Source organism: Streptomyces atroolivaceus, assembly GCF_000717025.1.
Taxonomy (GTDB): Bacteria; Actinomycetota; Actinomycetes; order Streptomycetales; family Streptomycetaceae; genus Streptomyces; species Streptomyces atroolivaceus.
Genome location: NZ_JNXG01000013.1, coordinates 165,915 through 188,580 on the forward strand (window position 1 = coordinate 165,915; position 22,666 = coordinate 188,580).

At 73.3% G+C, this 22,666-nt stretch carries 21 protein-coding genes and 1 pseudogene; 9 read left to right on the forward strand and 13 right to left on the reverse strand.

All coding sequences use genetic code 11. The features are described 5' to 3' along the window. Positions 1–166 precede the first annotated feature (166 nt). A complete protein-coding gene (locus tag OO67_RS23545) occupies positions 167–2,293 on the forward strand; it encodes an FG-GAP repeat domain-containing protein (RefSeq protein WP_106972797.1) in 2,127 nt (708 codons plus the stop codon). Between the two features lie 106 nt (positions 2,294–2,399). On the opposite strand, the gene OO67_RS23550 is transcribed toward OO67_RS23545, so the two are convergent. Continuing rightward, positions 2,400–3,131, reverse strand: coding sequence for a VIT1/CCC1 transporter family protein (locus OO67_RS23550; RefSeq protein ID WP_033303222.1), 732 nt, complete (start codon positions 3,129–3,131; stop codon positions 2,400–2,402). A 222-nt stretch (positions 3,132–3,353) separates the two neighbouring features. On the opposite strand from OO67_RS23550, the gene OO67_RS23555 reads away from it, so the two are divergent. The 7 genes from OO67_RS23555 (at position 3,354) to OO67_RS23585 (ending at position 11,311) form a co-directional block, all read left to right on the forward strand. Continuing rightward, positions 3,354–4,592: an ADP-ribosylglycohydrolase family protein gene (locus OO67_RS23555; RefSeq protein WP_033303224.1), complete on the forward strand. Its 1,239-nt coding sequence runs from the start codon at positions 3,354–3,356 to the stop codon at positions 4,590–4,592. Positions 4,593–4,657: 65 nt separating this feature from the next. Then, the gene (locus OO67_RS23560) at positions 4,658–5,911 is read left to right on the forward strand and encodes an ADP-ribosylglycohydrolase family protein (RefSeq protein WP_244300300.1); all 1,254 of its coding nucleotides are present in this window, start codon (positions 4,658–4,660) and stop codon (positions 5,909–5,911) included. Continuing rightward, positions 5,850–7,043: an ADP-ribosylglycohydrolase family protein gene (locus OO67_RS23565; RefSeq protein WP_051709704.1), complete on the forward strand. Its 1,194-nt coding sequence runs from the start codon at positions 5,850–5,852 to the stop codon at positions 7,041–7,043. The genes OO67_RS23560 and OO67_RS23565 overlap by 62 nt, the downstream gene beginning before the upstream one ends. Beyond that, a complete protein-coding gene (locus tag OO67_RS23570) occupies positions 7,040–8,416 on the forward strand; it encodes an ADP-ribosylglycohydrolase family protein (protein WP_033303225.1) in 1,377 nt (458 codons plus the stop codon). The genes OO67_RS23565 and OO67_RS23570 overlap by 4 nt, the downstream gene beginning before the upstream one ends. Continuing rightward, on the forward strand, positions 8,413–9,297 hold the full coding sequence (gene rbsK, locus OO67_RS23575; protein ID WP_033303226.1) for a ribokinase: 885 nt from the start codon (positions 8,413–8,415) through the stop codon (positions 9,295–9,297). The genes OO67_RS23570 and rbsK overlap by 4 nt, the downstream gene beginning before the upstream one ends. Beyond that, a complete protein-coding gene (locus tag OO67_RS23580) occupies positions 9,294–10,496 on the forward strand; it encodes a CaiB/BaiF CoA transferase family protein (RefSeq protein WP_033303228.1) in 1,203 nt (400 codons plus the stop codon). Before rbsK ends, OO67_RS23580 begins: the two co-directional genes overlap by 4 nt. Beyond that, the gene (locus OO67_RS23585) at positions 10,493–11,311 is read left to right on the forward strand and encodes an HpcH/HpaI aldolase/citrate lyase family protein (protein ID WP_033303230.1); all 819 of its coding nucleotides are present in this window, start codon (positions 10,493–10,495) and stop codon (positions 11,309–11,311) included. Before OO67_RS23580 ends, OO67_RS23585 begins: the two co-directional genes overlap by 4 nt. Before the next feature lie 70 nt (positions 11,312–11,381). On the opposite strand, the gene lgt is transcribed toward OO67_RS23585, so the two are convergent. The 11 genes from lgt to hisI form a co-directional block, all read right to left on the reverse strand. Beyond that, a complete protein-coding gene (lgt, locus tag OO67_RS23590) occupies positions 11,382–12,374 on the reverse strand; it encodes a prolipoprotein diacylglyceryl transferase (RefSeq protein WP_033303232.1) in 993 nt (330 codons plus the stop codon). Between the two features lie 105 nt (positions 12,375–12,479). Further along, the gene (locus tag OO67_RS23595; protein ID WP_033303233.1) at positions 12,480–13,295 is read right to left on the reverse strand and encodes a DsbA family protein; all 816 of its coding nucleotides are present in this window, start codon (positions 13,293–13,295) and stop codon (positions 12,480–12,482) included. 75 nt (positions 13,296–13,370) lie between these two features. Next, the gene (gene trpA, locus OO67_RS23600) at positions 13,371–14,183 is read right to left on the reverse strand and encodes a tryptophan synthase subunit alpha (RefSeq protein WP_033303234.1); all 813 of its coding nucleotides are present in this window, start codon (positions 14,181–14,183) and stop codon (positions 13,371–13,373) included. Next, positions 14,180–15,460 carry a tryptophan synthase subunit beta gene (gene trpB / locus OO67_RS23605; protein WP_033303236.1) on the reverse strand — a complete coding sequence of 427 codons (1,281 nt, stop codon included), beginning with the start codon at positions 15,458–15,460 and terminating at the stop codon, positions 14,180–14,182. The genes trpA and trpB overlap by 4 nt, the downstream gene beginning before the upstream one ends. A gap of 136 nt (positions 15,461–15,596) precedes the next feature. Beyond that, complete coding sequence (trpM, locus tag OO67_RS40665) at positions 15,597–15,866, reverse strand: tryptophan biosynthesis modulator TrpM (protein ID WP_341864650.1); 270 nt, start codon at positions 15,864–15,866, stop codon at positions 15,597–15,599. A gap of 8 nt (positions 15,867–15,874) precedes the next feature. Beyond that, positions 15,875–16,684 carry an indole-3-glycerol phosphate synthase TrpC gene (gene trpC / locus OO67_RS23610; protein ID WP_033303238.1) on the reverse strand — a complete coding sequence of 270 codons (810 nt, stop codon included), beginning with the start codon at positions 16,682–16,684 and terminating at the stop codon, positions 15,875–15,877. 113 nt (positions 16,685–16,797) lie between these two features. Further along, on the reverse strand, positions 16,798–17,280 hold the full coding sequence (locus OO67_RS23615; protein WP_033303240.1) for a DUF2752 domain-containing protein: 483 nt from the start codon (positions 17,278–17,280) through the stop codon (positions 16,798–16,800). A 95-nt stretch (positions 17,281–17,375) separates the two neighbouring features. Beyond that, positions 17,376–17,627, reverse strand: a complete 252-nt coding sequence (locus tag OO67_RS23620; RefSeq protein ID WP_033303421.1) for an HGxxPAAW family protein — start codon at positions 17,625–17,627, stop codon at positions 17,376–17,378. A gap of 95 nt (positions 17,628–17,722) precedes the next feature. After that, positions 17,723–18,382, reverse strand: coding sequence for a TIGR02234 family membrane protein (locus tag OO67_RS23625; RefSeq protein ID WP_033303241.1), 660 nt, complete (start codon positions 18,380–18,382; stop codon positions 17,723–17,725). A gap of 14 nt (positions 18,383–18,396) precedes the next feature. Continuing rightward, positions 18,397–19,890, reverse strand: coding sequence for an anthranilate synthase component I (locus OO67_RS23630; protein ID WP_033303242.1), 1,494 nt, complete (start codon positions 19,888–19,890; stop codon positions 18,397–18,399). An 11-nt stretch (positions 19,891–19,901) separates the two neighbouring features. After that, the gene (gene hisI / locus OO67_RS23635; protein WP_033303244.1) at positions 19,902–20,282 is read right to left on the reverse strand and encodes a phosphoribosyl-AMP cyclohydrolase; all 381 of its coding nucleotides are present in this window, start codon (positions 20,280–20,282) and stop codon (positions 19,902–19,904) included. Between the two features lie 85 nt (positions 20,283–20,367). Between hisI and OO67_RS23640 the strand changes: the two are divergent. Continuing rightward, positions 20,368–20,919, forward strand: a pseudogene (locus tag OO67_RS23640) (TIGR03085 family metal-binding protein); the annotation flags it as partial. Between the two features lie 131 nt (positions 20,920–21,050). On the opposite strand, the gene OO67_RS23645 reads toward OO67_RS23640, so the two are convergent. Next, the gene (locus OO67_RS23645; protein WP_033303248.1) at positions 21,051–22,655 is read right to left on the reverse strand and encodes a sodium/solute symporter; all 1,605 of its coding nucleotides are present in this window, start codon (positions 22,653–22,655) and stop codon (positions 21,051–21,053) included. Positions 22,656–22,666 lie beyond the last annotated feature (11 nt).

Genomic DNA, 22,666 nt, shown 5'->3' on the forward strand with positions numbered 1-22,666 from the left:
GCCACCGACGGGGCCTTGAACCGCCGCAGCGGGGGCCCGGCAGGAAAAGCCGAGAAGGCCGCCTCCCCGCGTCCACACACGGCCGAAGCGACTTGAAACCGCTGGTGAGGCCCGGTACCCCCTGTTAACTTCAAGGTCGTTTATCCATACGACTGGGGGGATACGCATGCGTAGAACCAAGATCATCGGAATGGGGCTCATACCCGTGCTGATGTGCGGGGCGATCGGCGCGAGTGTGACGGCAGCACTCGTCCTGACGGCTCCGGCGGCTTCGGCCTCCGACCGGGCGTGGGGGCCGCCCACAGCTCTGACCAGCACGAGCAGCGCGAACACCAGCCCGGGCGTGAAGGTGACGCCGGACGGCACCGCCGTGACCGTGTGGACCCGTGGCACCGCGGACGGTCCGCAGGAACTCTGGGGGGCGACCCGGCCGGCCGAAGCCACCTCATGGGGTGCTCCGGTCCGTATCGCGTCCGCCCAGCACTACGTGCGCGACGTGCACCTGGTCACCGAGGCGGACGGCTCGGTAACCGTCGGCTGGGGGCACGCCAGGACGGACGACTCGGGCCCGTACAGCACGTCGAGGCTCACGGCCGGAGCGGCGGCGTGGACGGCGCCCGCACCTTTCACACCCGCCGCCTACGTGTACGACCTCGTACTGGTGAGTGGACCCGGCGGCCGCCTCACCGCTGTCTGGAACGGCGAGCCGGCTCCAGGGGGGGACCAGCAGGAAGACGGACTGTACGCCTCCGACCTGGCCGCACCGGGAGGCACATGGTCCGAGGCGGTCCCGATCAGCAGCGGTTATTCCTACGCACTGAAGGCGGCGGCGGCGGACGACGGTGCGGTGACCGTCGCCTGGCAGGCGGACCTCGACGGGCCGGAGCTGGTGCGGGTGGCGAGCCGGGCGGCGGGCTCGGCCGACTGGAGCGCCCCCGAGGCGCTGAAGACCGGTGACGACCTGCTCGAACTGGACGTGCGGGTGGCTGCCGGCGGCGCGTCCCTGGTCAGCTGGTGGGGGGCCGGTCTCACCCGCTCGCTCGTCTACCGCCCGGCCGGCAGCACGACATGGGGTGGTACGGAAGACCTGCCCGCAGACACGCACCGGGGTACCACCTCACCGCCGCAGCTCGAACCCGACGGCCGGGTGACCGCGTTGTGGTCCAGTGACAGCACCCTGCTGCGGACGGCCACCCGTGCGCTGGACGGCACGTGGTCACAGCCCCGCACGGTTGCCGGGGCGGAGGTGTTCAAGCTCTGGGGCCCGGCCATGGGCCTCGACGGCTCACTCACCGCCATGTGGACGACGCTCGACGGCGAACTGTGGGCCGTGGTGCGCTCCGACGGCGCCTGGGGCCCGGCCGTGCACGTGGGGCAGGTCAACCTCCACGCGCAGGGCTCCGTCGCCACCGGCGCGGACGGCCGTGCCGTGGCCGTGTGGAACAAGCAGCTCGGACTGACGGAGGACTACCACTCGATCGAGCAGGTCTGGACGACGGCGACGGGAGCCACGAAGCCGGCCGCACCGCCCGCGCACCGGGACCACGTGGGTGACGACGGCTTCCCGGACCTGTACGCACGCGGGACGAACGGCTCGCTGCTCGTGTACCAGGGCAACGCGGCCGGCAGGGTGTCGGTGACCGCCGACGGCGGGACCTGGCCCACGACGTCCACGCTCATTCCCTTCGGCGACCTCAACGGTGACGGAGCGAACGACACCCTGGTCACCGACGCGACGGGCTCTCTTCACCGCTACAGCCCGCCGCGGGGCACCGTCGTCACGCCCCAGTCCCCGTCGCTGCGGGTGAACAGCGGCTGGTCGGGCTTCGACGGTCTGACCTACTCCGGCGACTTCACCTCGGACGGCCTGCCCGACCTGGTGGCCCGCGAGACCGCGACCGGCGACCTGCACCTGTTCGCGGGCACCAGCGGCGGCGTCCTCACCCCCGCCGGCCGGATCGGTACCAGTTGGAACGGCCTGACCATCGTCGGCGCCGGTGACCTCAACGGTGACAAGCACGCGGACCTTGTCGCCCGCACCGCCAACGGCGACCTGTACCGCTACAACGGCACGGGCCGGAGCACCATCTCCTCCGGCACGAAGATCGGTTCCGGGTGGGGAGGCATGGCCGACTTCGTCGGCATCGGTGACCTCACCGGCGACGGCAAGGACGACATCCTCGGCCGCACCAGTACCGGTGACCTGTACCGCTATGCAGGCAACGGCGCCGGCGGCATCGGCTCCGGCGTCAAGATCGGCACCGGCTGGAAGAACTTCGCCGGCATCCGGTAGCGGTTGCACGAAGGCAGGCTCCGGCACGGGGCCTGTCTTCGTCCCATCGGCGCTGCCACCGGTGATGCCCCGTATTCCCCCGCGGTCGCGCCCGCCCCGAAGCCCGTCAGCCGACCGCCACGCCGAACAGCGTGCCCAGGCCGTAGGTGATCGCCGCGGCGGTCCCGCCGAGCACGAGCTGGCGCAGTCCGCTGAACCACCAGGTCCGCGCCGTCACCCTGGCCACCACCGCTCCGCAGCCGAACAGGCCGGCCAGGGCGAGCAGCACGGCGGGCCACAGCTGGGTGGCGCCGAGCAGGTAGGGCAGGACGGGCAGCAGGGCGCCCAGGGCGAAGGCGCCGAAGGAGGACACGGCGGCCACGAGCGGCGAGGGCAGGTCGCCCGGGTCGATGCCCAGCTCCTCGCGGGCGTGTATCTCGAGAGCCTGCTCCGGGTCCCTGGAGAGCTGCCGCGCGACCTCCTGGGCGAGCGCGGGTTCGACTCCCCGGGACTCGTAGAGCGCGGCGAGCTCCCGCATCTCGTCCTTGGGGTGCTTGCGCAGCTCGCGCCGCTCGACGGCGAGCTCGGCCTCGACGAGCTCGCGCTGCGAGGCGACGGAGGTGTACTCCCCCGCGGCCATCGAGAACGCGCCCGCGGCGAGCCCCGCCAGGCCCGTGATGACGATGGTCTGCTGGGAGACCGCCCCTCCGGCGACGCCCGTCATCAGGGCGAGGTTGGAGACGAGACCGTCCATGGCGCCGAACACCGCGGGCCGCAGCCAGCCGCCGTTGACGTCACGGTGGGTGTGGTTGTCCCGGTGGGCCTCGTGCAGTACGGCGTCGGTCTCGATGATGGACACAGCTCTCCCCTTTTCCGGGAGCGGACCCCGTGTTCCATTCCGCTCCGCACCGTCGAAAGTACGCACGAAAAAGGCCTCCCGCCAGCAAGGAAGGCCGAACTTACCTGCCACCGAGGCGTCACCCGTGCAGCCGATTTGTACGAAATACGCGCCTCCTCTCGGCGCGAGCGGGGAAACCTCGCGTATCCGGTCTGTTCCGGTTGCGAGCGAAGGGTCGACACGATGGGGCTCATGGCGGACGGTCCGGTGGCGGGCACGGGTGACCGGGCGCGGGGAGCGTTGCTGGGGCTCGCGGTGGGGGACGCGCTCGGCGCACCTGCGGAGAACATGCGTCCGTCCGAGATCCGCCGCCGCTGGGGCCGCATCGAGGGTTTCGTCAGCGACGACCCTGCCGGGACCGACGACACCGAGTACGCGATCTTCTCCGGGCTCCTGCTGGCCCGGCACGGCTCGGCGCTCACCGTCCCGCACGTCGAGCGGGCCTGGCACCACTGGATCGCCGATCTCGACGAGGGCCCCTTCCGGGGTGCCGGATTCAGCGAGCGCGGAACGCTGGAGAACCTGCGGCGCGGCCTCGCCGCCCCGATCTCGGCCCAGCACCGGCACGCCTGGAGCGACGGTCTCGCGATGCGGGCGGCGCCGTTCGGGGTCTTCGCGGCGGGCCGGCCGGCCGAGGCGGCGCGCCTGGTGGCGGTGGACGGGTCGGTCAGCCATGACGGGGAGGGCATCTACGGAGGGCAGGCGGTCGCGGCGGGGGTGGCCGCCGCGATGGTCGGGGCGGGCCTCGCCTCGGTGATCGCCGCCGCACTCTCGGTCGTACCGATGGACTCCTGGACGGCCCGCTCGCTGCGCCGCGCGGTCACGGCCGCGCAGCGCTCGTACCCGGACCGGCTGACGGGGGAGCGTGCGGTGCGCTCCGCCGTGGTGATCGGCGGGTACCCGTGGACGGACCTGGCGCCTGAGGCGGTGGGCCTGGCCTTCGGCGCCCTCACGGCGGCGCGCGGCGACTTCCGTACGGCGGTGCTCACGGCCGTGAACATGGGCCGCGACGCCGACACCACGGCCGCCGTGGCGGGCGCGCTGGCGGGCGCGCTGCACGGGGCGTCCGCCATCCCCCGTGACTGGGCGGCGGCGATCGGCCCGGTGCGGGGCAGTTGCCTGCCGTCGATGCGGGGCTATCACGTCTTGGACATCGCGGAGCTGCTCACCCCGGACGACGGGGAGGATCAGCCCGGGGCGCCGCCCACCCTGAACCGGGAGCCCGACACGGCGGCCCGGGAGCCCGCCCGGAGCGGGGAACCCGTCCCGTGCCCGGAGCCCGGCGCCGTGCCCGTGTCCCCGCGCGCGGAGATGTCCGGCGCCCCCTGCTCCGGCGCACATCCGGCAGACGCCCCGTGGCACACGCCCGTACGCACCGGACCGGGCTCTCCGGCCTCCGGCGCCCTGCGGGACGCGCGGTGACCGCCGCCCGTCGCGCCCCACGGGGGACGCCGCCCGTACCGGTGGAGCCCGCTCCGCACGTGGCCATCCGGATCACCGCCGGACCGGCGGCCCCGAGCGGCGCCGCGGAGCAGGGCGCACCGGCCAGGCAGGTCAGGATCGAGGGGCTGCTGCTCGGGCTGGCCGCCGGCGACGCCGCCGGGTGGCCCGCCGCGCGCCACCGGGCGGCGCGGATGCCGGAGTGGACGAGGCGGCTCACCCGGGAGCTGGACACCTTCGCGGAGCAGAACGCCACGACGACGCTCCCCGTGCCGATCGCCCTCAACCAGCCGCCGGAACCGCTGCGGCTCGGCCCGTCCGACGACGCCGAGTGGGCCGCCTTCACCGCGCGGACCGTGCTGGCCGCCGCCGCCGACCACGCACCGGACCTCTCCCCCGGCCACCGGATGCGGGACGCGGTCGACCGCTCGTGGAACGCGCTGGCGGCGAAGGTCGCCGCCGCGAGTGCCCGGGCGCCCGAGGTCGAGTCGGCCGTCCTTCCGCTGCGTGCCCGGATCTCCGTACGGGCCGGGCTCGGCAATCTGGCCGCCGGGCTGCGCCCGCCCGCCACCGGCCACGACAATCCGCACTACTTCGACGACGCGGCCTGCGTGCGGGCCGCCGTCCTCGCGGTCGTGCACCCCGGCGACCCCGCGGCGGCGGCCGGCCTCGCCGAGTTCGACGCCCGGTACACCCAGGACGGTGACGGGGTGCACGGCGCACGTGCCATCGCCGCCGCGATCGCCGAGGCCCTCGCCGGGGCGGACGTCGACACGGTGGTGAACGCCGCGCTCGACCAGCTTCCCGACGGCACCGAGATCGCCCGTAACGCCGTCCACGCCGTACGGCTGGCACGGGAGTTCGCGGGCGAGGCGGCGGGTGCCTTCGCCCTCGTCCCCGTGCTGGAGCATCAGATCGTCGACCACGTCTACAGCTACGGGATCGCCGCGGCCGAGACCGTGCCGGTCGCCCTCGCGCTGACGACCGCGGCCCGGGGCGAGCTCGCCCAGGCCGTCCCCGCCGCGGCCTGCCTGTCCCGGGTCGCCGATTCGGCGCCCGCGCTCGCGGGGACCCTGACCGGGGCGCTGGGCGGGGCGGCGACCGTGCCCGCGGGCTGGCGGGAGGCCTGCCGGACGCTGGCGGGGTGTGCGCTGCCCCGGCTCGCCGGCACGGACCTCATCGAACTCGCCGGGCAGCTGGCAGCCACGGAACCGGCCACCCCGGGTGGACAATTCCGGCATGGCACACAAAACATCCGAACCGCTCGCGGCCGGCACCACCACGACGCTCACCCTGGATGAACGCATCACCGGAGCCCTCGTCGGCGCGGCCGTCGGGGACGCGCTCGGCGGCCCCGTCGAGGGCTGGACACCCGAGCAGATCGCCGAGCGTCACGGCGGCCGGGTGACGGGCGTCGTCGGGCCCTGGTACGGCGACGACTGGCGCACGGCACGCCCCATCGCCCCGTACCACAAGGGGGACGGACACGTCACCGACGACACCTTGATGACCCATGCGCTGGTCCGGGTGTACGAGAAGGTGCGCGGCCACCTCGACGCGTACGCCGTCGCCGACCACCTCGTACCGGACCTGATGTCACGGCCCCGCTGGATCCCGGAGCTGGAGGCCGAGGCGCTCCCCCTCCAGCGGATCTTCCTCGCCGAGAAGTGGATCGTCACGCGGCTGCACTACGGGCACGCCGACCCCCGCGAGGCCGGATCGGGGAACATCGTCAACTGCGGGGCGGCGATGTACATGGCCCCGGTCGGCCTCGTGAACGCCGCCCACCCGGAAGCGGCGTACGCGGAGGCGCTCGACGTCGCCGGCGCCCACCAGTCCTCGTACGGGAGGGAGGCGGCCGGGGTCCTGGCCGCCGCCGTCGCCGCCGCGTGCGCCCCGGAGGCCAGCCCCGCCTCCGTCGTCGAGACGGCACTGGCGCTCGCCAAGGACGGCACCCGGTCGGCGATCGAGTCGGCGTGCGAAGTCGCCTCCCGCTACACGGACTTCGAGTCCGCGCTGGTGCCGTTGCGCGCCGCCGTCGCCCCGTTCGACACGGTGGGGCCCCACTACCGCGACCCCTCTCTCGGCGCCCGGCGGCCCTCGCGGCTGCACTCCGTCGAGGAACTGCCGGTGGCGCTCGGAATGCTGCTCGTCGGTGACGGCGACTACCGGCACACGGTGCTCGGCTCGGTCAACTACGGCCGCGACTGCGACTCGATCGCCACGATGAGCGGCGCGCTCGCGGGCGCGCTCCACGGCGAACAGGCGATCCCCGCGACATGGGTGAAGACGGTCGCCGAGGCCAGCCGCCTCGATCTGCACGCCCCGGCGCGGGCCCTCGCGGAGGTGGCCCGCGAGATCTTCGTACGGGACACGAAGCGGCGCCGCGCGCACGAGGCGGCTTTCGCCGCACTGACGGGCCCCGGCCGGTGACCGTACGCCTGACCTGGGTCCAGCCCGAGGACCTGGTGGGTCACGAGCTGCGCCAGGCCGCACAGGACGGCCGGGACGTCGGGGACGTCAGGGACGTCGAACAGCGCTGGTACGCGGCGGGCGGCGCCCCCGCCCCGGAGCGTGCGGGGGCTTCGGAGCCCCCCGCGCCGCGCGGCCTGCGGGCGCTCGCCGAACAGCTGCTGGACGAACTCGCGCTCATCGAGAGCCCGTTGGCCGAGGACGAGCCGACCGGGCTCTCCGGGATCCGGGCCGCCTGCACCCGATGGCCCGCCCCGCGCACGCGCCCCGTGACCCTCGGGCCCGACCGTCTGCACGCGGCCTGGCTGGGCCGGGCCGCGGGCTGCCTGCTGGGCAAACCGGTCGAGAAGCTTCCGCTGGCCGGCATCCGCGCCCTGGCCCGCGCCACCGGCAACTGGCCGCTCACCACATGGTTCACCGCCCGGGGCCTGCCCGGTGAACTGGCCGCAGCCCACCCCTGGAACCGCCGCTCGGCGCCCACCTCCCTGGCGGAGAACATCGACGGGATGCCGGAGGACGACGATCTCAACTACGCGTTGCTGACCGTGCTGTTGCTCCAGAGGCACGGACGCGGTTTCAGCACGTCCGACCTCGCCCGGCTGTGGCTCGACGAGCTCCCGGCGGGCCGCGTCTTCACCGCCGAGCGCGTCGCGTACCGCAATCTGCTCGACGGCGTCGAGCCGCCGGACACGGCGCGTCACCGCAACCCGTTCCGGGAGTGGATCGGCGCCCAGATCCGGGCCGACGTGCACGGCTGGACCCACCCCGGCGACCCGGGCGCCGCCGCGGAACAGGCCCACCGGGACGCGGTCCTGACCCACACGGCCAACGGGGTCTACGGCGCGATGTTCACCGCCGCCGCCCTGGCGGAGGCGGCGGGCGGGGAGACGGATGTGCACGGCTGCCTGGCGGCGGGGCTGCGCGTGGTGCCGCCCCGCTCCCGGTACGCCCGCGCGGTGCGCCTGGGTGTCCAGGCGGCGCGCGCGGAACGGGACTTCGACACGGTCGTGGACCGTCTCCACGACACCTACGGATCCACCCACCACTGGGTGCACGTCCTGCCCAACGCGGCGCTCCTCGCCGCCGCCCTCACCCACGCGGACGGGGACTTCGGCCGCTCCATCGGCTGCGCGGTGTCCGGTGGCTGGGACACCGACTCGAACGGTGCGACGGCCGGCTCGCTCGCGGGGCTGCTGGCCGGGCGGGCCGCCGCACTGCCCGACCACTGGACCGCCCCGCTCAAGAACCGCCTCGCCACGTCCGTGCCCGGATTCGACTCCGTCGGCTTCGACACCCTCGCGGAACTGACCTACCAGGAGGTACGCCGCTCATGACAGCGATCGCGGTGCTCGGAAGCACCAACATGGACCTGGTCGCCTACGTCGCCCGGGCACCCGGGCGCGGGGAGACCGTCACCGGGCGGGAGTTCCGGACCGTCCCCGGCGGCAAGGGGGCGAACCAGGCCGTCGCCGCGGCCCGCGCGGGAGGGGAGGTGGTGATGATCGGCGCGGTCGGGACCGACGAGTACGGTTCGCTGCTCCGCACGAACCTGGAGCACGCAGGCGTGGACACGGAACTGCTGCACACCGTGGCGGGGCCCAGCGGCACCGCGCACATCGTCGTCGACGACGAGGGGGCCAACGCGATCGTGGTGATCCCCGGCGCGAACGGCTCGGTGACCGCCCTCGGCCCCGGAGGGCAGGCAGCCGTCGCCGCGGCGGGCCTGCTGCTCCTGCAGCTGGAACTCCCGATGGCCGCCGTGACCGAAGCGGCGCGCACGGCGAAGACCCACGGTGTGAGGACGATCCTCACCCCCTCCCCCGTGCAGCCGCTGCCGTCCGGGCTGCTGGACGCCGTCGACCTGCTGATCCCCAACGAGCACGAAGCGGCGGCACTGACCGGCTACGAGGAACCGCACGCCGCGGCGCAGATCCTGCTCCGCGAGGTCCCCGAGGTGGTGATCACGCTCGGCCGAAAGGGCTGCCTGTACGCGGCCCGGGGCAGCGAACCGGTCCTCTTCCCGGCCCCGGAGGTGACCGCGGTCGACACGACGGGCGCCGGGGACACCTTCGTCGGCACGCTCGCCGTGGCGCTCGGCGAGGGCCGGGCCGTGCCCGAGGCGGTGGCCTGGGCGTCCTCGGCCGCGGCGCTCTGTGTGCAGAGACCCGGCGCCTCGACGTCCATGCCCTACCGCAGTGAGATCGGTGCGGCATGACTGCTGCTCCGACGACGCCGCCGCTCGCCGGCCTGCGGGTCCTGGATCTCGCCACACTCTTCGCCGGGCCGCTCGCGGCCACCATGCTCGGGGACTTCGGGGCCGAGGTCATCAAGGTCGAGCACCCTCGCAAACCCGATCCCTCGCGTGGTCACGGCCCCGCCAAGGACGGCATCGGCCTGTGGTGGAAGCTGCTCGGCCGGAACAAGCGCACACTGACCCTCGATCTCTCCGCCCCCGGCGGCCGGGACGTCCTGCTGCGGCTCGCCGCGGACACCGACGTGATCATCGAGAACTTCCGGCCGGGCACCCTGGAACGCTGGGGACTGGGCTGGGAGGAGCTGCGTGCCGTCAACCCCCGGCTGGTGCTGGCCAGGGTCACGGGCTTCGGGCAGAAGGGCCCGTACGCCCACCGGCCGGGCTTCGGCACGCTCGCCGAGGCGATGAGCGGCTTCGCCGCCGTCACCGGGGAGCCGGACGGGCCGCCGACCCTGCCGCCGTTCGGGCTCGCCGATTCGATCGCGGCGCTGGCCACGGCGTACGCGGTGATGACGGCGCTGGCCGGGCGTGACCGCACCGGAGCCGGGCAGGTCGTGGACATGGCGATCATCGAGCCGATCCTGACCGTGCTGGGGCCGCAGCCTCTCTGGTACGACCAGCTCGGCTACGTCCAGCCGCGCACCGGCAACCGCTCCCGCAACAACGCGCCGCGCAACACCTACCGCACCGCCGACGGCCACTGGGTCGCCGTCTCGACCTCGGCCCAGTCGGTCGCGGAACGCGTGATGCGACTGGTGGGGCGCCCGGAACTGATCGAGGAGCCGTGGTTCTCCGCGGGGAGCACACGCGCCGAGCACGCGGACGAACTCGACGAGGCGGTGGGCCACTGGATCGCGCGGCGCACCCGGGAGGAGGCGGTGGACGCGTTCGAGAAGGCCGAGGCGGCGATCGCGCCGATCCACGACGTGCGGGATGTGATGGAGGATCCCCAGTACCGGGCGCTGGGCACGATCACCGAGGTCGACGATCCGGAGCTGGGACCGCTGCGGATGCAGAACGTGCTGTTCCGGCTCTCGGAGACCCCGGGGGCGGTCCGCTGGGCCGGCCGGCCGCACGGAGCGGACACGGACGAGATCCTGGCGGAGGCCGGCCTCTCCGCGCCGGCGATCGCGGAGCTGCGGGACGAGGGCACGCTGTGAGCAGCCCGGAGGTGGCGCTGACCTGGCTGTACGTTCCCGGGGACCGTCCCGGGGTGGTGCGCAAGGCGCTCGGCTCGGGCGCGGACGTGGTGATCGTCGACCTGGAGGACGCGGTCGCCCCGGACCGCAAGGAGTACGCGCGGAAGGCGACGGCGGAGCTCCTCTCGGATCCGGTCACGGTGGACCCGCTGTCCGTGCCGGTCCATGTCCGGGTGCACGGCGAGGACGACGTGAAGGCACTGGCGGGGCTGCCGGGGCTGGCCGGGATGCGGCTTCCCAAGATCACACACGCGGCGTCCGTGCACCATGTCGCGGCTCTTGCGCCGGGCGTACCGCTGTATCCGCTGCTGGAGTCCGCACTGGCCATCGAGCACGCGTACTCGATCGCCGGGGCACATCACGCCGTACGGGGGGTCGCACTGGGCGAGGCGGATCTCCGGGCGGACCTGGGGGTCCAGGGCGATCCCGGTCTCGACTGGCCGCGCAGCCGTGTGGTGACCGCCGCACGGGCCGCCGGTCTCGACCCGCCCGTGATGTCGGTGTACCCCGATGTCCGGGACCTGTCCGGGCTGCGGTCGTCCTGTGCGCACGGGAGGGACCTCGGTCTGCTCGGACGGACGGCGATCCATCCCCGCCAGCTGCCGGTCATCGAGCGGGCGTTCCGGCCCACGGCGCGCGAGGTCGAGGCGGCGGAACAGATCCTGGAGGCGTCCCGGACCGAGGCGGGGGCGCAGGCCCTGCCGGACGGGAGGTTCGTCGACGCCGCGGTGGTCGCGACCGCGGAACGGACACTCTCGCTGGCGCGGCGGCGTTGAGGCCGTGGCATGCGCGAAGGGGCCGCCGGACCTCTACGGTCCGGCGGCCCCTTCGGCGGTCTGCGGAGCGTCAGCTCCTGTCGGCCTTCTGCGGAGTTTCGCCGGCCTCCGACCCCGTCGCCTGCGACTCGGGATCATCGGCGTCGGCGTCCGGGGAGGAGCCCGCGCCGGAGGAGGCGTCGGCGGCCGGGGAGGAGCCTGCGCCGGAGGAGGCGTCGGCGGCCTTCTCGCCGTCCTTGGTGAGGTCCACCGCGGCCGGCTCGACGATCTCCTCGCGGCCGGGGCGCGTCCTCGCCGAGATCACGATGTACGTCACGGCGAGCGCGAACACGATGATCGCGGTCCACACGTTGAGCCGGAGGCCCAGCACGTGGTGCGCCTCGTCGACACGCAGGTACTCGATCCAGGCGCGTCCCGCGCAGTACGCCGCGACGTACAGCGCGAAGGCCCGGCCGTGTCCGAGCTTGAAGCGGCGGTCCGCCCAGACGACCAGGAGCGCGACGCCGACGCACCACAGCGACTCGTACAGGAACGTCGGGTGGTAGGTGCCCTCGACCCGGTTCGCGCCCTCGCTGATCTTCAGCGCCCAGGGCACGTCCGTCGGCTTGCCGTACAGCTCCTGGTTGAACCAGTTGCCCCAGCGGCCGATCGCCTGGGCGAGGGCGATGCCGGGGGCCAGCGCGTCCGCCCAGGCGGGAAGCGGGATCCCACGGCGGCGGCAGCCGATCCAGGCACCGACCGCGCCGAGCGCGATCGCGCCCCAGATCCCGAGGCCGCCCTCCCAGATCTTGAAGGCGTCCACCCAGTTCTCACCGTCGCTGAAGTACAGCTGGTAGTCGGTGATCACGTGGTAGAGCCTGCCGCCGACCAGGCCGAAGGGCACGGCCCAGACGGCGATGTCGGCGACGGTGCCGGCTTTGCCGCCTCTGGCGATCCAGCGCTTGTTGCCGAACCAGACGGCGACGAAGACACCGATGATGATGCAGAACGCGTAGCCGCGGAGCGGGATCGGGCCGAGCTCGATCACCCCGGTCGACGGGCTGGGAATGAAGGCAAGGTTCATGACGAGGTCGACGCTACCCTGCCGGACGGGACGTACGGCAAGCCGTCCGGCAACTTCTGGATAACGGGACCCCCGGCGGAGTATCCGCCGGGACGCCCTCCCGGCCTACGGCGTGGCCCCGACGGTGCCCGGTTTCTTGCCCTTGTTCGCCTCTTCGACCCACTTCTTGAGGTTGGCCACGGAGATCTGCTCGTCCCCCTTCTTCGGGAAGACCGACTCGCCGTTGAGCAGCGCGGTCGGCGTGCCCTCGAACCCGCCCTCGGTGAAGGCCTTGTTGGACTTCTCGACCCAGCCGTCGTGCGTGCCGTCCTCCACACAGCTGCGGAAGGCGGGGGTGTCCAGGCCGTCCACCTTGCCGGCCAGCTCGATCAGCTTGGCGTTGTCGCCGAAGGCGTCGTCGGTCTCCGCGGGCTGATTGCGGTAGAGGACGTCGTGGTACGGGGCGAACTTGCCGACGTCCTGGGCGCAGGCGGCCGCGTTGGCCGCGCGCAGCGACCCGCTGCCGCCGAGATTGCCGTCGATGATCGTGGCCAGGTGGTACTCCACCTTGAGCTGTCCGCTGTCCGTGAGCTCCGTGATCGTGTCGCGGAAGGCGTTCTCGAACTGGGCACAGACCGGGCAGCGGAAGTCCTCCCAGATCGTGAGCGTGGACGGCGCGTCGTCGGCTCCGACCTGGAGGGCGAGTCCGTCCTCCCCCATCGCGCCGGACGGGGTGACGGCGGGCCCCGCTTCGCCGTCCTTCCCGCTCTTGCCGGCGTTGGCGGCGATCACGCCGATCACGGCGGCGAGCGCCAGCACTCCCACCACGGCGGTCGAGACGATCAGCGTGCGGCGGCGGCGGTCCCGCGCCCGGTCCTGCTCACGCTGCTGGACGAGCCGGTCACGCGCGGCTCTTCTTCGGTCTTGGTTCTTCTCGCTCACACCGCGTGAACGAACCGGGGAGGCACGTCAGCGCCTCCCCGGTCCCAGGTCCACCCGTACGGATGACGAGTGCTGTCAGCGCTTTCGAACGCCTTCGGCCAGTTCGCCCGCCAGCGCACGGACGGCGGCGAGGCCCGCGGCCTCGTCCGGGGCGTCCAGCATCCGCTTGACGAAGGCCGAGCCGACGATCACCCCGTCGGCGAAGCCCGCGACCTGCCGGGCGTGCTCGGCGGTGGATACGCCGATGCCCACGCAGACCGGCAGGTCGGTGGTGGCGCGGGTGCGCCGCACCAGGTCCTGGGCCTGCTCGCCTACCGATTCGCGGGTGCCGGTGACACCCATCAGCGAGGAGGCGTACACGAAACCGGAGCCCGCCGCCGTGATGGTGGCGAGGCGCGCGTCCTTGCTGCTCGGGGCGACGACGAAGACGGTGGCGAGACCGTGCTTCTCGGCGTGCTCCCTCCACAGTCCGGACTCCTGGACCGGCAGGTCGGGCAGGATGCACCCGGCGCCGCCCGCGTCGGCGAGTTCGGCGGTGAAGCGCTCCACGCCGTAGCGGTCGATCGGGTTCCAGTACGTCATGACGAGGATCGGCGCGCCCGTCGCCTCGTGCGCCTCGCGGACCGTGCGCATGATGTCGGCGATCTTGACCCCGCCGCGCAGGGCGATGTCGTCGGCGGTCTGGATGACGGGCCCGTCGAGCACCGGGTCGCTGTGCGGGAGTCCCACCTCGATGACGTCGGCGCCGCCCGCGACGGCGGCCTTGACGGCGGCGATGCCGCCGTCGACGGTCGGGAAGCCGCCGGGCAGGTAGGCGATGAGCGCCGCCCGGTCCTCGGACGCCGCCCCGGCCAGCGTCGCTTCGAGAAGCTCTCGGTTGCCGCTCACTTGGTGACCTCTTCCTCTCCGTCGGCCACATCGGCCTCGACGACCGCGTCGGCACCGCCGTACAGCCCGAAGTACCGCGCTGCCGTGTCCATGTCCTTGTCGCCGCGGCCGGACAGGTTGATCAGGATCAGCCCGTCCTCGCCGAGCTCCCGCCCGACCTCCAGGGCCCCGGCCAGCGCGTGCGCGCTCTCGATGGCCGGGATGATCCCCTCGGTCCGGGAGAGGAGGCGCAGCGCCTGCATGGCGGCGTCGTCGGTGACCGCGCGGTACTCGCCGCGGCCGACGTCCTTGAGGTAGGCGTGCTCGGGGCCGATTCCCGGGTAGTCGAGCCCGGCCGAGATCGAGTACGGCTCGGTGATCTGGCCTTCCTCGTCCTGGAGGACGTAGGAGCGGGAGCCGTGCAGGATCCCGGGTTCGCCCGCGGTCAGGGTCGCCGCGTGCTCGCCGGTCTCCACGCCGTGTCCTGCGGGTTCGCAGCCGATCAGCCGGACGCCCGCGTCCGGGATGAAGGCGTGGAAGAGGCCGATGGCGTTGGAGCCGCCGCCGACGCAGGCGACGGCGGCGTCCGGCAGCCGGCCGGTGCGCTCCAGGATCTGGCGGCGGGCCTCGACGCCGATGACGCGGTGGAAGTCGCGGACCATCGCCGGGAAGGGGTGCGGCCCGGCGACGGTGCCGAAGAGGTAGTGGGTGCGGTCCACATTGGCGACCCAGTCGCGGAACGCCTCGTTGATGGCGTCCTTGAGGGTCCGGGAGCCGGACTTCACGGCGACGACCTCGGCGCCGAGCATGCGCATCCGGGCCACGTTCAGCGCCTGGCGCTCGGTGTCGATCTCGCCCATGTAGATGGTGCACTCGAGCCCGAAGAGGGCGCAGGCGGTCGCGGTGGCGACACCGTGCTGGCCCGCTCCGGTCTCCGCGATGATGCGGGTCTTTCCCATGCGCTTGGTGAGCAGGGCCTGGCCCAGCACATTGTTGATCTTGTGCGAACCGGTGTGGTTGAGGTCCTCGCGCTTGAGGAAGACGCGGGCCCCACCCGCGTGCTCGGCGAAGCGGGCGACCTCGGTCAGCGCGCTGGGGCGGCCCGTGTAGTCGACCATGAGCGCGTTGAGCTCGGCGGCGAAGGCCGGGTCCGCCTTGGCCTTGTCGTATTCCACGGCCACCTCGTCCACGGCGGCGACCAGCGCCTCCGGGATGAACTTGCCACCGAACGCGCCGAAGTACCCCTCGGCGCTGGGGATCAGACCCTCGGGGTCCGGGATGAAGAAGTCGGACGACATGCGACGTGCTCCTCGAATCGCAACGGGTGATGTCACCGTATGCGCCATGAGCGGAGCGCCACGCCGGCCGGTGGACGGTCGGTGCGGTGGGGCGTGCGGATCCCCCTGTACGGCGGGGGGCGACGGCCGGGGCTCGCTACGGCGCGGACCCCGTGCGCCATCGCATGCCGTTGACCTGACCGGGCTCGTCGCCGATCACGTAGCGCACACGCCGGCCGTGCACCCGCCGGGCCGGCGCGCGGCAGCCGCGGTGCCAGAAGGGCGGCGCGCAGCGCCTCGGTTGAGGGTGGCGGAGGGAGACGGCCGGGCGGCAGCCGCGCGCCGGCGGCGCGTGCGGGTCCCGGGCGCTCGCGGCGGCGGGGCGCAGGCCCGGCCGGATGCGGGCGGCGGGACGGTCGGCGGGCACGGGTGGGTTCAGTTCCGTCCGTGCCGGAGGGCCGGGTGGGCGCCGGCGGCGACCAGGTCGGCGACGGCGGCCCGGGGGTCGCGGCCGGTGACCAGGGACTCTCCGACGAGCACCGAGTCCGCGCCGGCGTTGGCGTAGGCGATGAGGTCGTGCGGGCCCCGGACGCCGGACTCGGCGACCTTGACGATGTGGTCGGGGATCTCGGGGGCGACGCGGTCGAAGGTGGAGCGGTCGACCTTGAGGTCCTTGAGGTTGCGGGCGTTGACGCCGATGATCTTCGCCCCGGCGTCCACGGCGCGCTCCGCCTCCTCCTCGTCGTGTGCCTCGACGAGCGGTGTCAGGCCGATCGACTCGGCGCGCTCGATCAGGGAGACGAGCGCCTCCTGGTCGAGGGCGGCGACGATCAGCAGGGCGAGGTCGGCCCCGTAGGCCCGCGCCTCCCACAGCTGGTACGAGGTGACGATGAAGTCCTTGCGCAGGACCGGGATGTCGACCTTGGCGCGGACGGCCTCCAGGTCGGCGAGCGACCCGCCGAAGCGGCGCTCCTCGGTGAGGACCGAGATGACGGATGCCCCGCCGGCCTCGTAGTCCGCGGCGAGCGCGGCCGGGTCGGCGATGGCGGCAAGGGCCCCCTTGGAGGGGCTGGAGCGCTTGACCTCGCAGATGACGGTCACGCCCTCGCCGCGCAGGGCGGCGACTCCGTCCTTGGCCCGGGGAGCGCGCGCTGCGCGTTCCTTGAGCTCGTCGAGGCTGACACGCGCCTGCCGCTCCGCGAGGTCGGCGCGGACGCCGTCGATGATCTCGTCGAGCACACTCACGCGAGCGGCCCCCTTCCGAAGCGGTGATGGGTACAGGATCAGCCATCTCGATGGTATCCGCAGGAGGGCTCAGGGCCCGCATCCGACGGTCCCACGTCCCACTGACTGGTCATTCACGGCGCGAGTGCCGAGCCGAAGGGCAGGTTCCTGACCACGGAGAACGCCAGCAGCAGCGCGCCGATGCCCCACCAGTAGCCGGGTGCGAGACCGATCCGCAGGTTCCGGCCCCGGCCGGCCCGGAACATCCACAGCAGCCAGACCACCGCGAAGACGGCGTAGCCGACGACGGCCAGGGCGTTGGCGCCGAGGGCCGCGGCGAGGTCACCGTGGGCGAAGGCGTGGGCGCTGCGCAGCCCGCCGCAGCCGGGGCAGAACACTCCGGTGAACCGGAGCATGGGGCACACCGGGTAGTGGCCGGGCTCGTTGGGGTCGACCGCGGCGACGAAACCGAAGGCGCCGACGACGGCTGCCATGACCCCCACGGGGGCGGCGAGCCGCCGCAGCCGGGAGGCCGGGGCGGGGGGCGTGTGAAGCTCCGGGCCGGGCACGGGGGCCGGGTCGGGGGCGGCGGCTGCGGGAGAGGCTGAGGCGTCCACGCGCCGATTGTCCCTGGTGTCGCGGAGAGGCGCAGCCCGGTCCGGGCTGCGCCTCGCGTCGTGTCCTGGAACCGGCGCCCTGCCGGAGGACGGTGTCAGGCCGTGATCTGGGCCTGGGAGGCGCGGGCCCTGGCGGCCGCCATCTCGGGGGACTCCTTCGGCATGCCGAGGCCGGCCATCTTCATGGCGAGACCGACGACTCCGCCGAGGATGGCGACGGCGACGCCGGCCCAGAAGCCGAGCGTGTTCGCCGCGACCATGAAGAGGCCCGCGATGCAGAAGCCGATGAAGGAGATGATGACACCGGTCCAGGCGGCCGGGGTGTGTCCGTGGCTGCTGCCCGCCATGAGTTGCTCCTTGTTGGTGGTGCGCTGAAGGTGATCGCTGCTGCGAAAGCTCACTGCCATTGTCCCGCACGTGCCGGGCGACGTGAGGCTGGGGGTCATGCCTCGCGCGTCGGGTCCTCGCCGCGGTCCAGGGCCTTCCACAGTTCCTCGGGCCGGTCGGGGTCGGGGGCGGTGCGGGCCGCCTTGCGGGGGCGGGGGGTGCCGTCGCGTTCGTACCGTCCCGACATGGCCGGCCAGCGGCTGCCGTAGCGCAGGGCCAGCAGTCCGGCGAGCAGGATGAGCAGCCCGCCGGCCGCGGTGACGTAGGGCCAGGCGGTGTGGCTGAGCGCGTGGACGGTGGCCGCGGTGTTGCCCGTGGTCTGCGCCGCCTGCTCGTCCAGGGCCCCTCTGTCCGAGGCGCCGGCGTAGGCGCTCAGACCGGCGCCGAGGCCGCTGAGGGCCAGGAGACCGGCGACGAGCCACCGGCCGGCGCCGCGGACGGCGAACACGGCGACGAGGGCGGCCAGGCCGACGACGGCCAGGGCCGCCGGGAGGCCGGTGACGTCCTGGCCGTCGGCACTGAGCGGCAGGGCGCCGCCGCCGACGGCGGCCTCGCCCTCGGCCCAGGTCTGTCCGGAGGCAAGGAGTACGACGGTGGCACCGGCCGCCCCGAGGAGCAGGCCGGCGGCCAGACTCCGGCGGTTTCCCGCGCTGTCGGGCGCGGAGGCGGCTCGGGCACGGGGCTGGGGTACGGGGACAGCACTCACGTACCCCACTATCCCCTACCGGCTCACCGCGCCCCGAGCCGGTTCGCCGTATGCACGGCCCGCAGGACCGCGGCGGCCTTGTTCCGGCACTCCGTGTCCTCGGCGGCCGGGTCGGAGTCCGCGACGACGCCCGCACCGGCCTGGACGTACGCGGTGCCGTCACGGAGCAGGGCGGTCCGGATGGCGATGGCGGTGTCGGAGTCCCCGGCGAAGTCGAGGTAGCCGACGCAGCCCCCGTACAGACCTCGGCGGCTGGGTTCGAGCTCCTCGATGATCTGCAGGGCGCGTGGCTTGGGGGCGCCGGAGAGGGTGCCCGCGGGGAAGCAGGCGGTGAGGACGTCGAAGGCGGTGCGGCCCTCGGCCACGCGTCCGGTGACGGTGGACACGATGTGCATGACGTGCGAGTACCGCTCGACCGACATGAAGTCGACGACCTCGACGCTGCCGGGGGCGCAGACCCGTCCCAGGTCGTTGCGGCCGAGGTCGACGAGCATCAGGTGCTCGGCGCGCTCCTTCGGGTCGGCGAGCAGTTCGTCGGCCAGCGCCTGGTCCTCCTGCGGTGTGGCGCCGCGGTGCCTGGTTCCGGCGATCGGATGAACCATCGCCCGGCCGTCCTCGACCTTGACGAGCGCCTCGGGGCTGGAGCCGACGACGTCGAAGCCGTCGAATCGGAAGAGGTACATGTACGGGGACGGGTTGGTGGCGCGCAGGACCCGGTAGACGTCCAGCGCGCTCGCCGTGCACGGCGTCTCGAAGCGCTGCGAGGGGACGACCTGGAAGGCCTCGCCGGCCCTGATGCGTTCCTTGACGTCCTCGACGGCGTCCATGAACGCCTGGCCGCCCCACAGCGCGGTGTAGGGCGGGAGTTCGGAGGGCGGCAGCGCGGCGGGAGCGTTCTCCACGGGCCGGGACAGGTCGCGCTCCATGGCGTCGAGCCGGGCCACCGCGTCGGCGTACGCCTCGTCTACCCCGGTCTCCAGGTCGTTGTGGTTGATCGCGTTGGCGATCAGCAGGACGGTGCCGTCACCGTGGTCGAGCACGGCGAGGTCCGAGGTGAGCAGCATCGTGAGCTCGGGGAGCTTCAGGTCGTCGCCGCCGTGCTCGGTGATCCGCTCCAGCCGGCGTACGACGTCGTAGCCGAGGTAGCCGACCATGCCGCCGGTGAACGGCGGCAGACCGTCGCCGCCGACCAGGTCGCGGGGGGTGTGCAGGGTCTCGACGGTGGCCCGCAGCGCCTGCAGGGGGTCCCCGTCGACGGGGACGCCCACGGGCGGGGTACCGAGCCAGTGGGCCTGTCCGTCGAGGGCGGTCAGGGTGGCGGCGCTGCGCACCCCGATGAAGGAGTAGCGGGACCAGGTGCGGCCGTTCTCCGCGGATTCGAGGAGGAACGTGCCGGTGCGCTCGGCCGCGAGCTTGCGGTAGAGCCCGACCGGGGTGTCACCGTCCGCGAGGAGCCGGCGGCTGACGGGGATGACACGCCGGTCGACGGCGAGCTTTCGGAAGGTCTCGAGATCCATGGCGGCTGACCTTATCGGGGCGCGGTGAGCGGAAGGACGTCCTTGTCGAAGCAGGTGCGGTCGCCCGTGTGGCAGGCGGCACCGGTCTGGTCGACCTTCACCAGGACCGTGTCGGCGTCGCAGTCCAGCGCGACGGACCTGACCTGCTGGACGTGGCCGGAGGTGTCCCCCTTGACCCAGTACTCCTGGCGGCTGCGGGACCAGTAGGTGCAGCGGCCCGTGGTGAGGGTGCGGTGCAGCGCCTCGTCGTCCATCCAGCCGAGCATGAGCACCTCTCCGGTGTCGTACTGCTGGGCGATGGCCGGGACCAGTCCGTCGGGTCCGCGCTTGAGGCGGGCGGCGACGGCCGGGTCGAGATTGCTGGCAGGCGTGGTGCCGGGCGTGCTGGTCATGCGCCCCATTGTGCCGCGCCCGGCGGCGCCTTCCGGCAGTGCGTCCACTGGGCGGACCGAGGTCGGCGGTCGTACGCTGGCGGGCATGTCGACCCATGCGAAGCGTGAACGTCTTCTGCTCGCCGACCTGTTGGAAGCGGCGGGTCCCGAGGCTCTGACCCTGTGCAACGGCTGGAAGACCCGTGACCTGGCCGCCCATGTCGTGGTGCGTGAACGCCGTGCTGACGCGGCGGGCGGGATCATGCTGGGGCCCCTGAAGAACCGGCTGGAGCGGGTGCAGGCCGAATTCGCCGCCAAGCCGTACGAGGAACTGATCCAGCTCATCCGTACGGGTCCGCCGCGCTTCTCGCCCTTCGGCCTGAAGCAGCTGGACGAGGCTGCCAACACCGTCGAGTTCTACATCCACGCGGAGGACGTGCGCCGCGCCCAGCCCGACTGGTCGCAGCGCGAACTCGATCCGGTGTTCGCCGACGTGCTGTGGTCCCGCACCGAGCGGACGGCCCGGATGCTGGGCCGCCGGGCCCCGGTGGGCCTGGTGCTGCGCCGCCCGGACGGCCAGACGGTGGTCGCCCACAAGGGCACCCCGGTGGTGACGGTCACCGGGGAACCGGGTGAGCTGCTGCTGTTCGCGGCGGGACGGCAGGACGCGGCGCGGGTGGAGCTGGACGGCGACAAGGACGCGCTGGCCCGGTTGCACACGGCCGAGCTCGGCCTGTAGCCCGGGGCCCGCGGCGGGCGGGCCCCGGGAAGCGCACCCGTGCCGGCCTCTCAGGCGCCGTCACGGGCGCGTACGGGCACCCAGCGTGCCCGGTGGCGGTGCCGCTCGTCCGGGGGTGCCGCGCCGGGATCCCGGCCCGACCCCAGCAGCCCCAGGAGGAATCCCGCCGGGATGGTGACCAGGCCCGGGGTCTGGAGCGGGAAGACGTCGAAGTCCCACTCCGGGAAGAGCGCGACCGGTGTGCCGGAGAAGGCCGGTGACAGGATCATCAGGATCCCGATCAGCGGAAGCGTCCCGTACACGGTCCACCGCACCCCGCGGGCGTTGAAGCGCGGTCGGAACAGGGCGTACAGCAGGACGGGCGGCAGGATGGAGGCCGCTGCCGCGAACGACAGGGAGAGCAGCACCTGCGGGTTGCGGTCGTGGGTGTAGGCCGAGAGGAGTACCGCGAGCGCCCCGATGCCGACGACGGCCCAGCGGGCGTGCCGGATCTCCCTGCTGGAGGCCTTGCCCTCTCCCTGCGCACCCGACTTGACCGTGAAGTCGCGGGCCAGGGACGAGGCCGCGGCGAGGGTTATCCCGGCGACCGCGGCCAGGGTGGTGGCGAACGCGGCGCAGGCCACGAGCGCGAACAGGGGGCTGTCGCGCGGCCCGGCCGCCCCGGGGTCGAGGGCGCTGGTCACCATCAGAAGGGCGGTGCCTCCGGCCGGATCGGCGGCGTGCAGCAGGTCCCGGCCCACGAGGGCGGAGGCGCCGAGTCCGACGACGACGATGCCGGCGCACAGCAGGGCGACGGGGCCCACGGCCCAGATGCCGGCCCGCCGGGCGGTCCAGGCGTCACGGATCGGATGGAGCCGCATCATGATGTGCGGCATGCAGGCGGCGCCGAGTACGAGGGTGGTCTGGAAGCCGATCAGGTCGAGTCCTCCCGCGAGTCCGTGGCCGAACTGCAGCCCGGGGCGCGCGTAGTCGCCACCCGCCTTGCTGCCCGCCTGCGCGGCGTCGAAGAGGGCGAACGGGGACCAGTCGAAGCGTGCGAGGACGAGTCCCGCGAGGAACGTGACCGCTCCCAGGACGACGGCCACCTTGAGGATCTGGATGTAGCCGGTGCCCCGCATCCCGCCGAACGCCGAGTAGCAGACCATCAGCGCGCCGCTGGCGACGGTGCAGCCGGTGAGCGCGCCTTCGGGCAGCCCGAACATGGAGGTCATGACGCGGCCGGCGGTGGTGAGCTGGACGAGCAGCAGCGGGGCCAGTACGACGAGGGTCGCCACGCCGAGCGCACGGCGTACGGATCCGTCGCCGAGCCGGTCGGCGAGGAAGTCGCCCATGGTGAACACGCCCTTGCGGCGCAGGCGTTCCGCGAAGAGGCGCATGACCAGGGCCAGTGAGGCGACGGTCGCCAGGGCGAAGAGCAGACCGTCGAAGCCGGCGAGTGCGACGGATCCGGTGGTGGAGAGCAGCGTGGCCGCGGAGACGTAGTCCCCGGCGATGGCCAGTCCGGCGCCGACGGGGCCCAGGGTGGCACCGCCCGCGTAGAAGTGCTCCGGATCGTCCTGGTCGGCCGCGGCGAGGCCGCACAGCAGCAGGGACACGGCGACGAAGCCGAGGAAGATGACCACGGCCAGGGACCGGGCGTCGATCGCGCCGCTCACCGGGTTCGCTC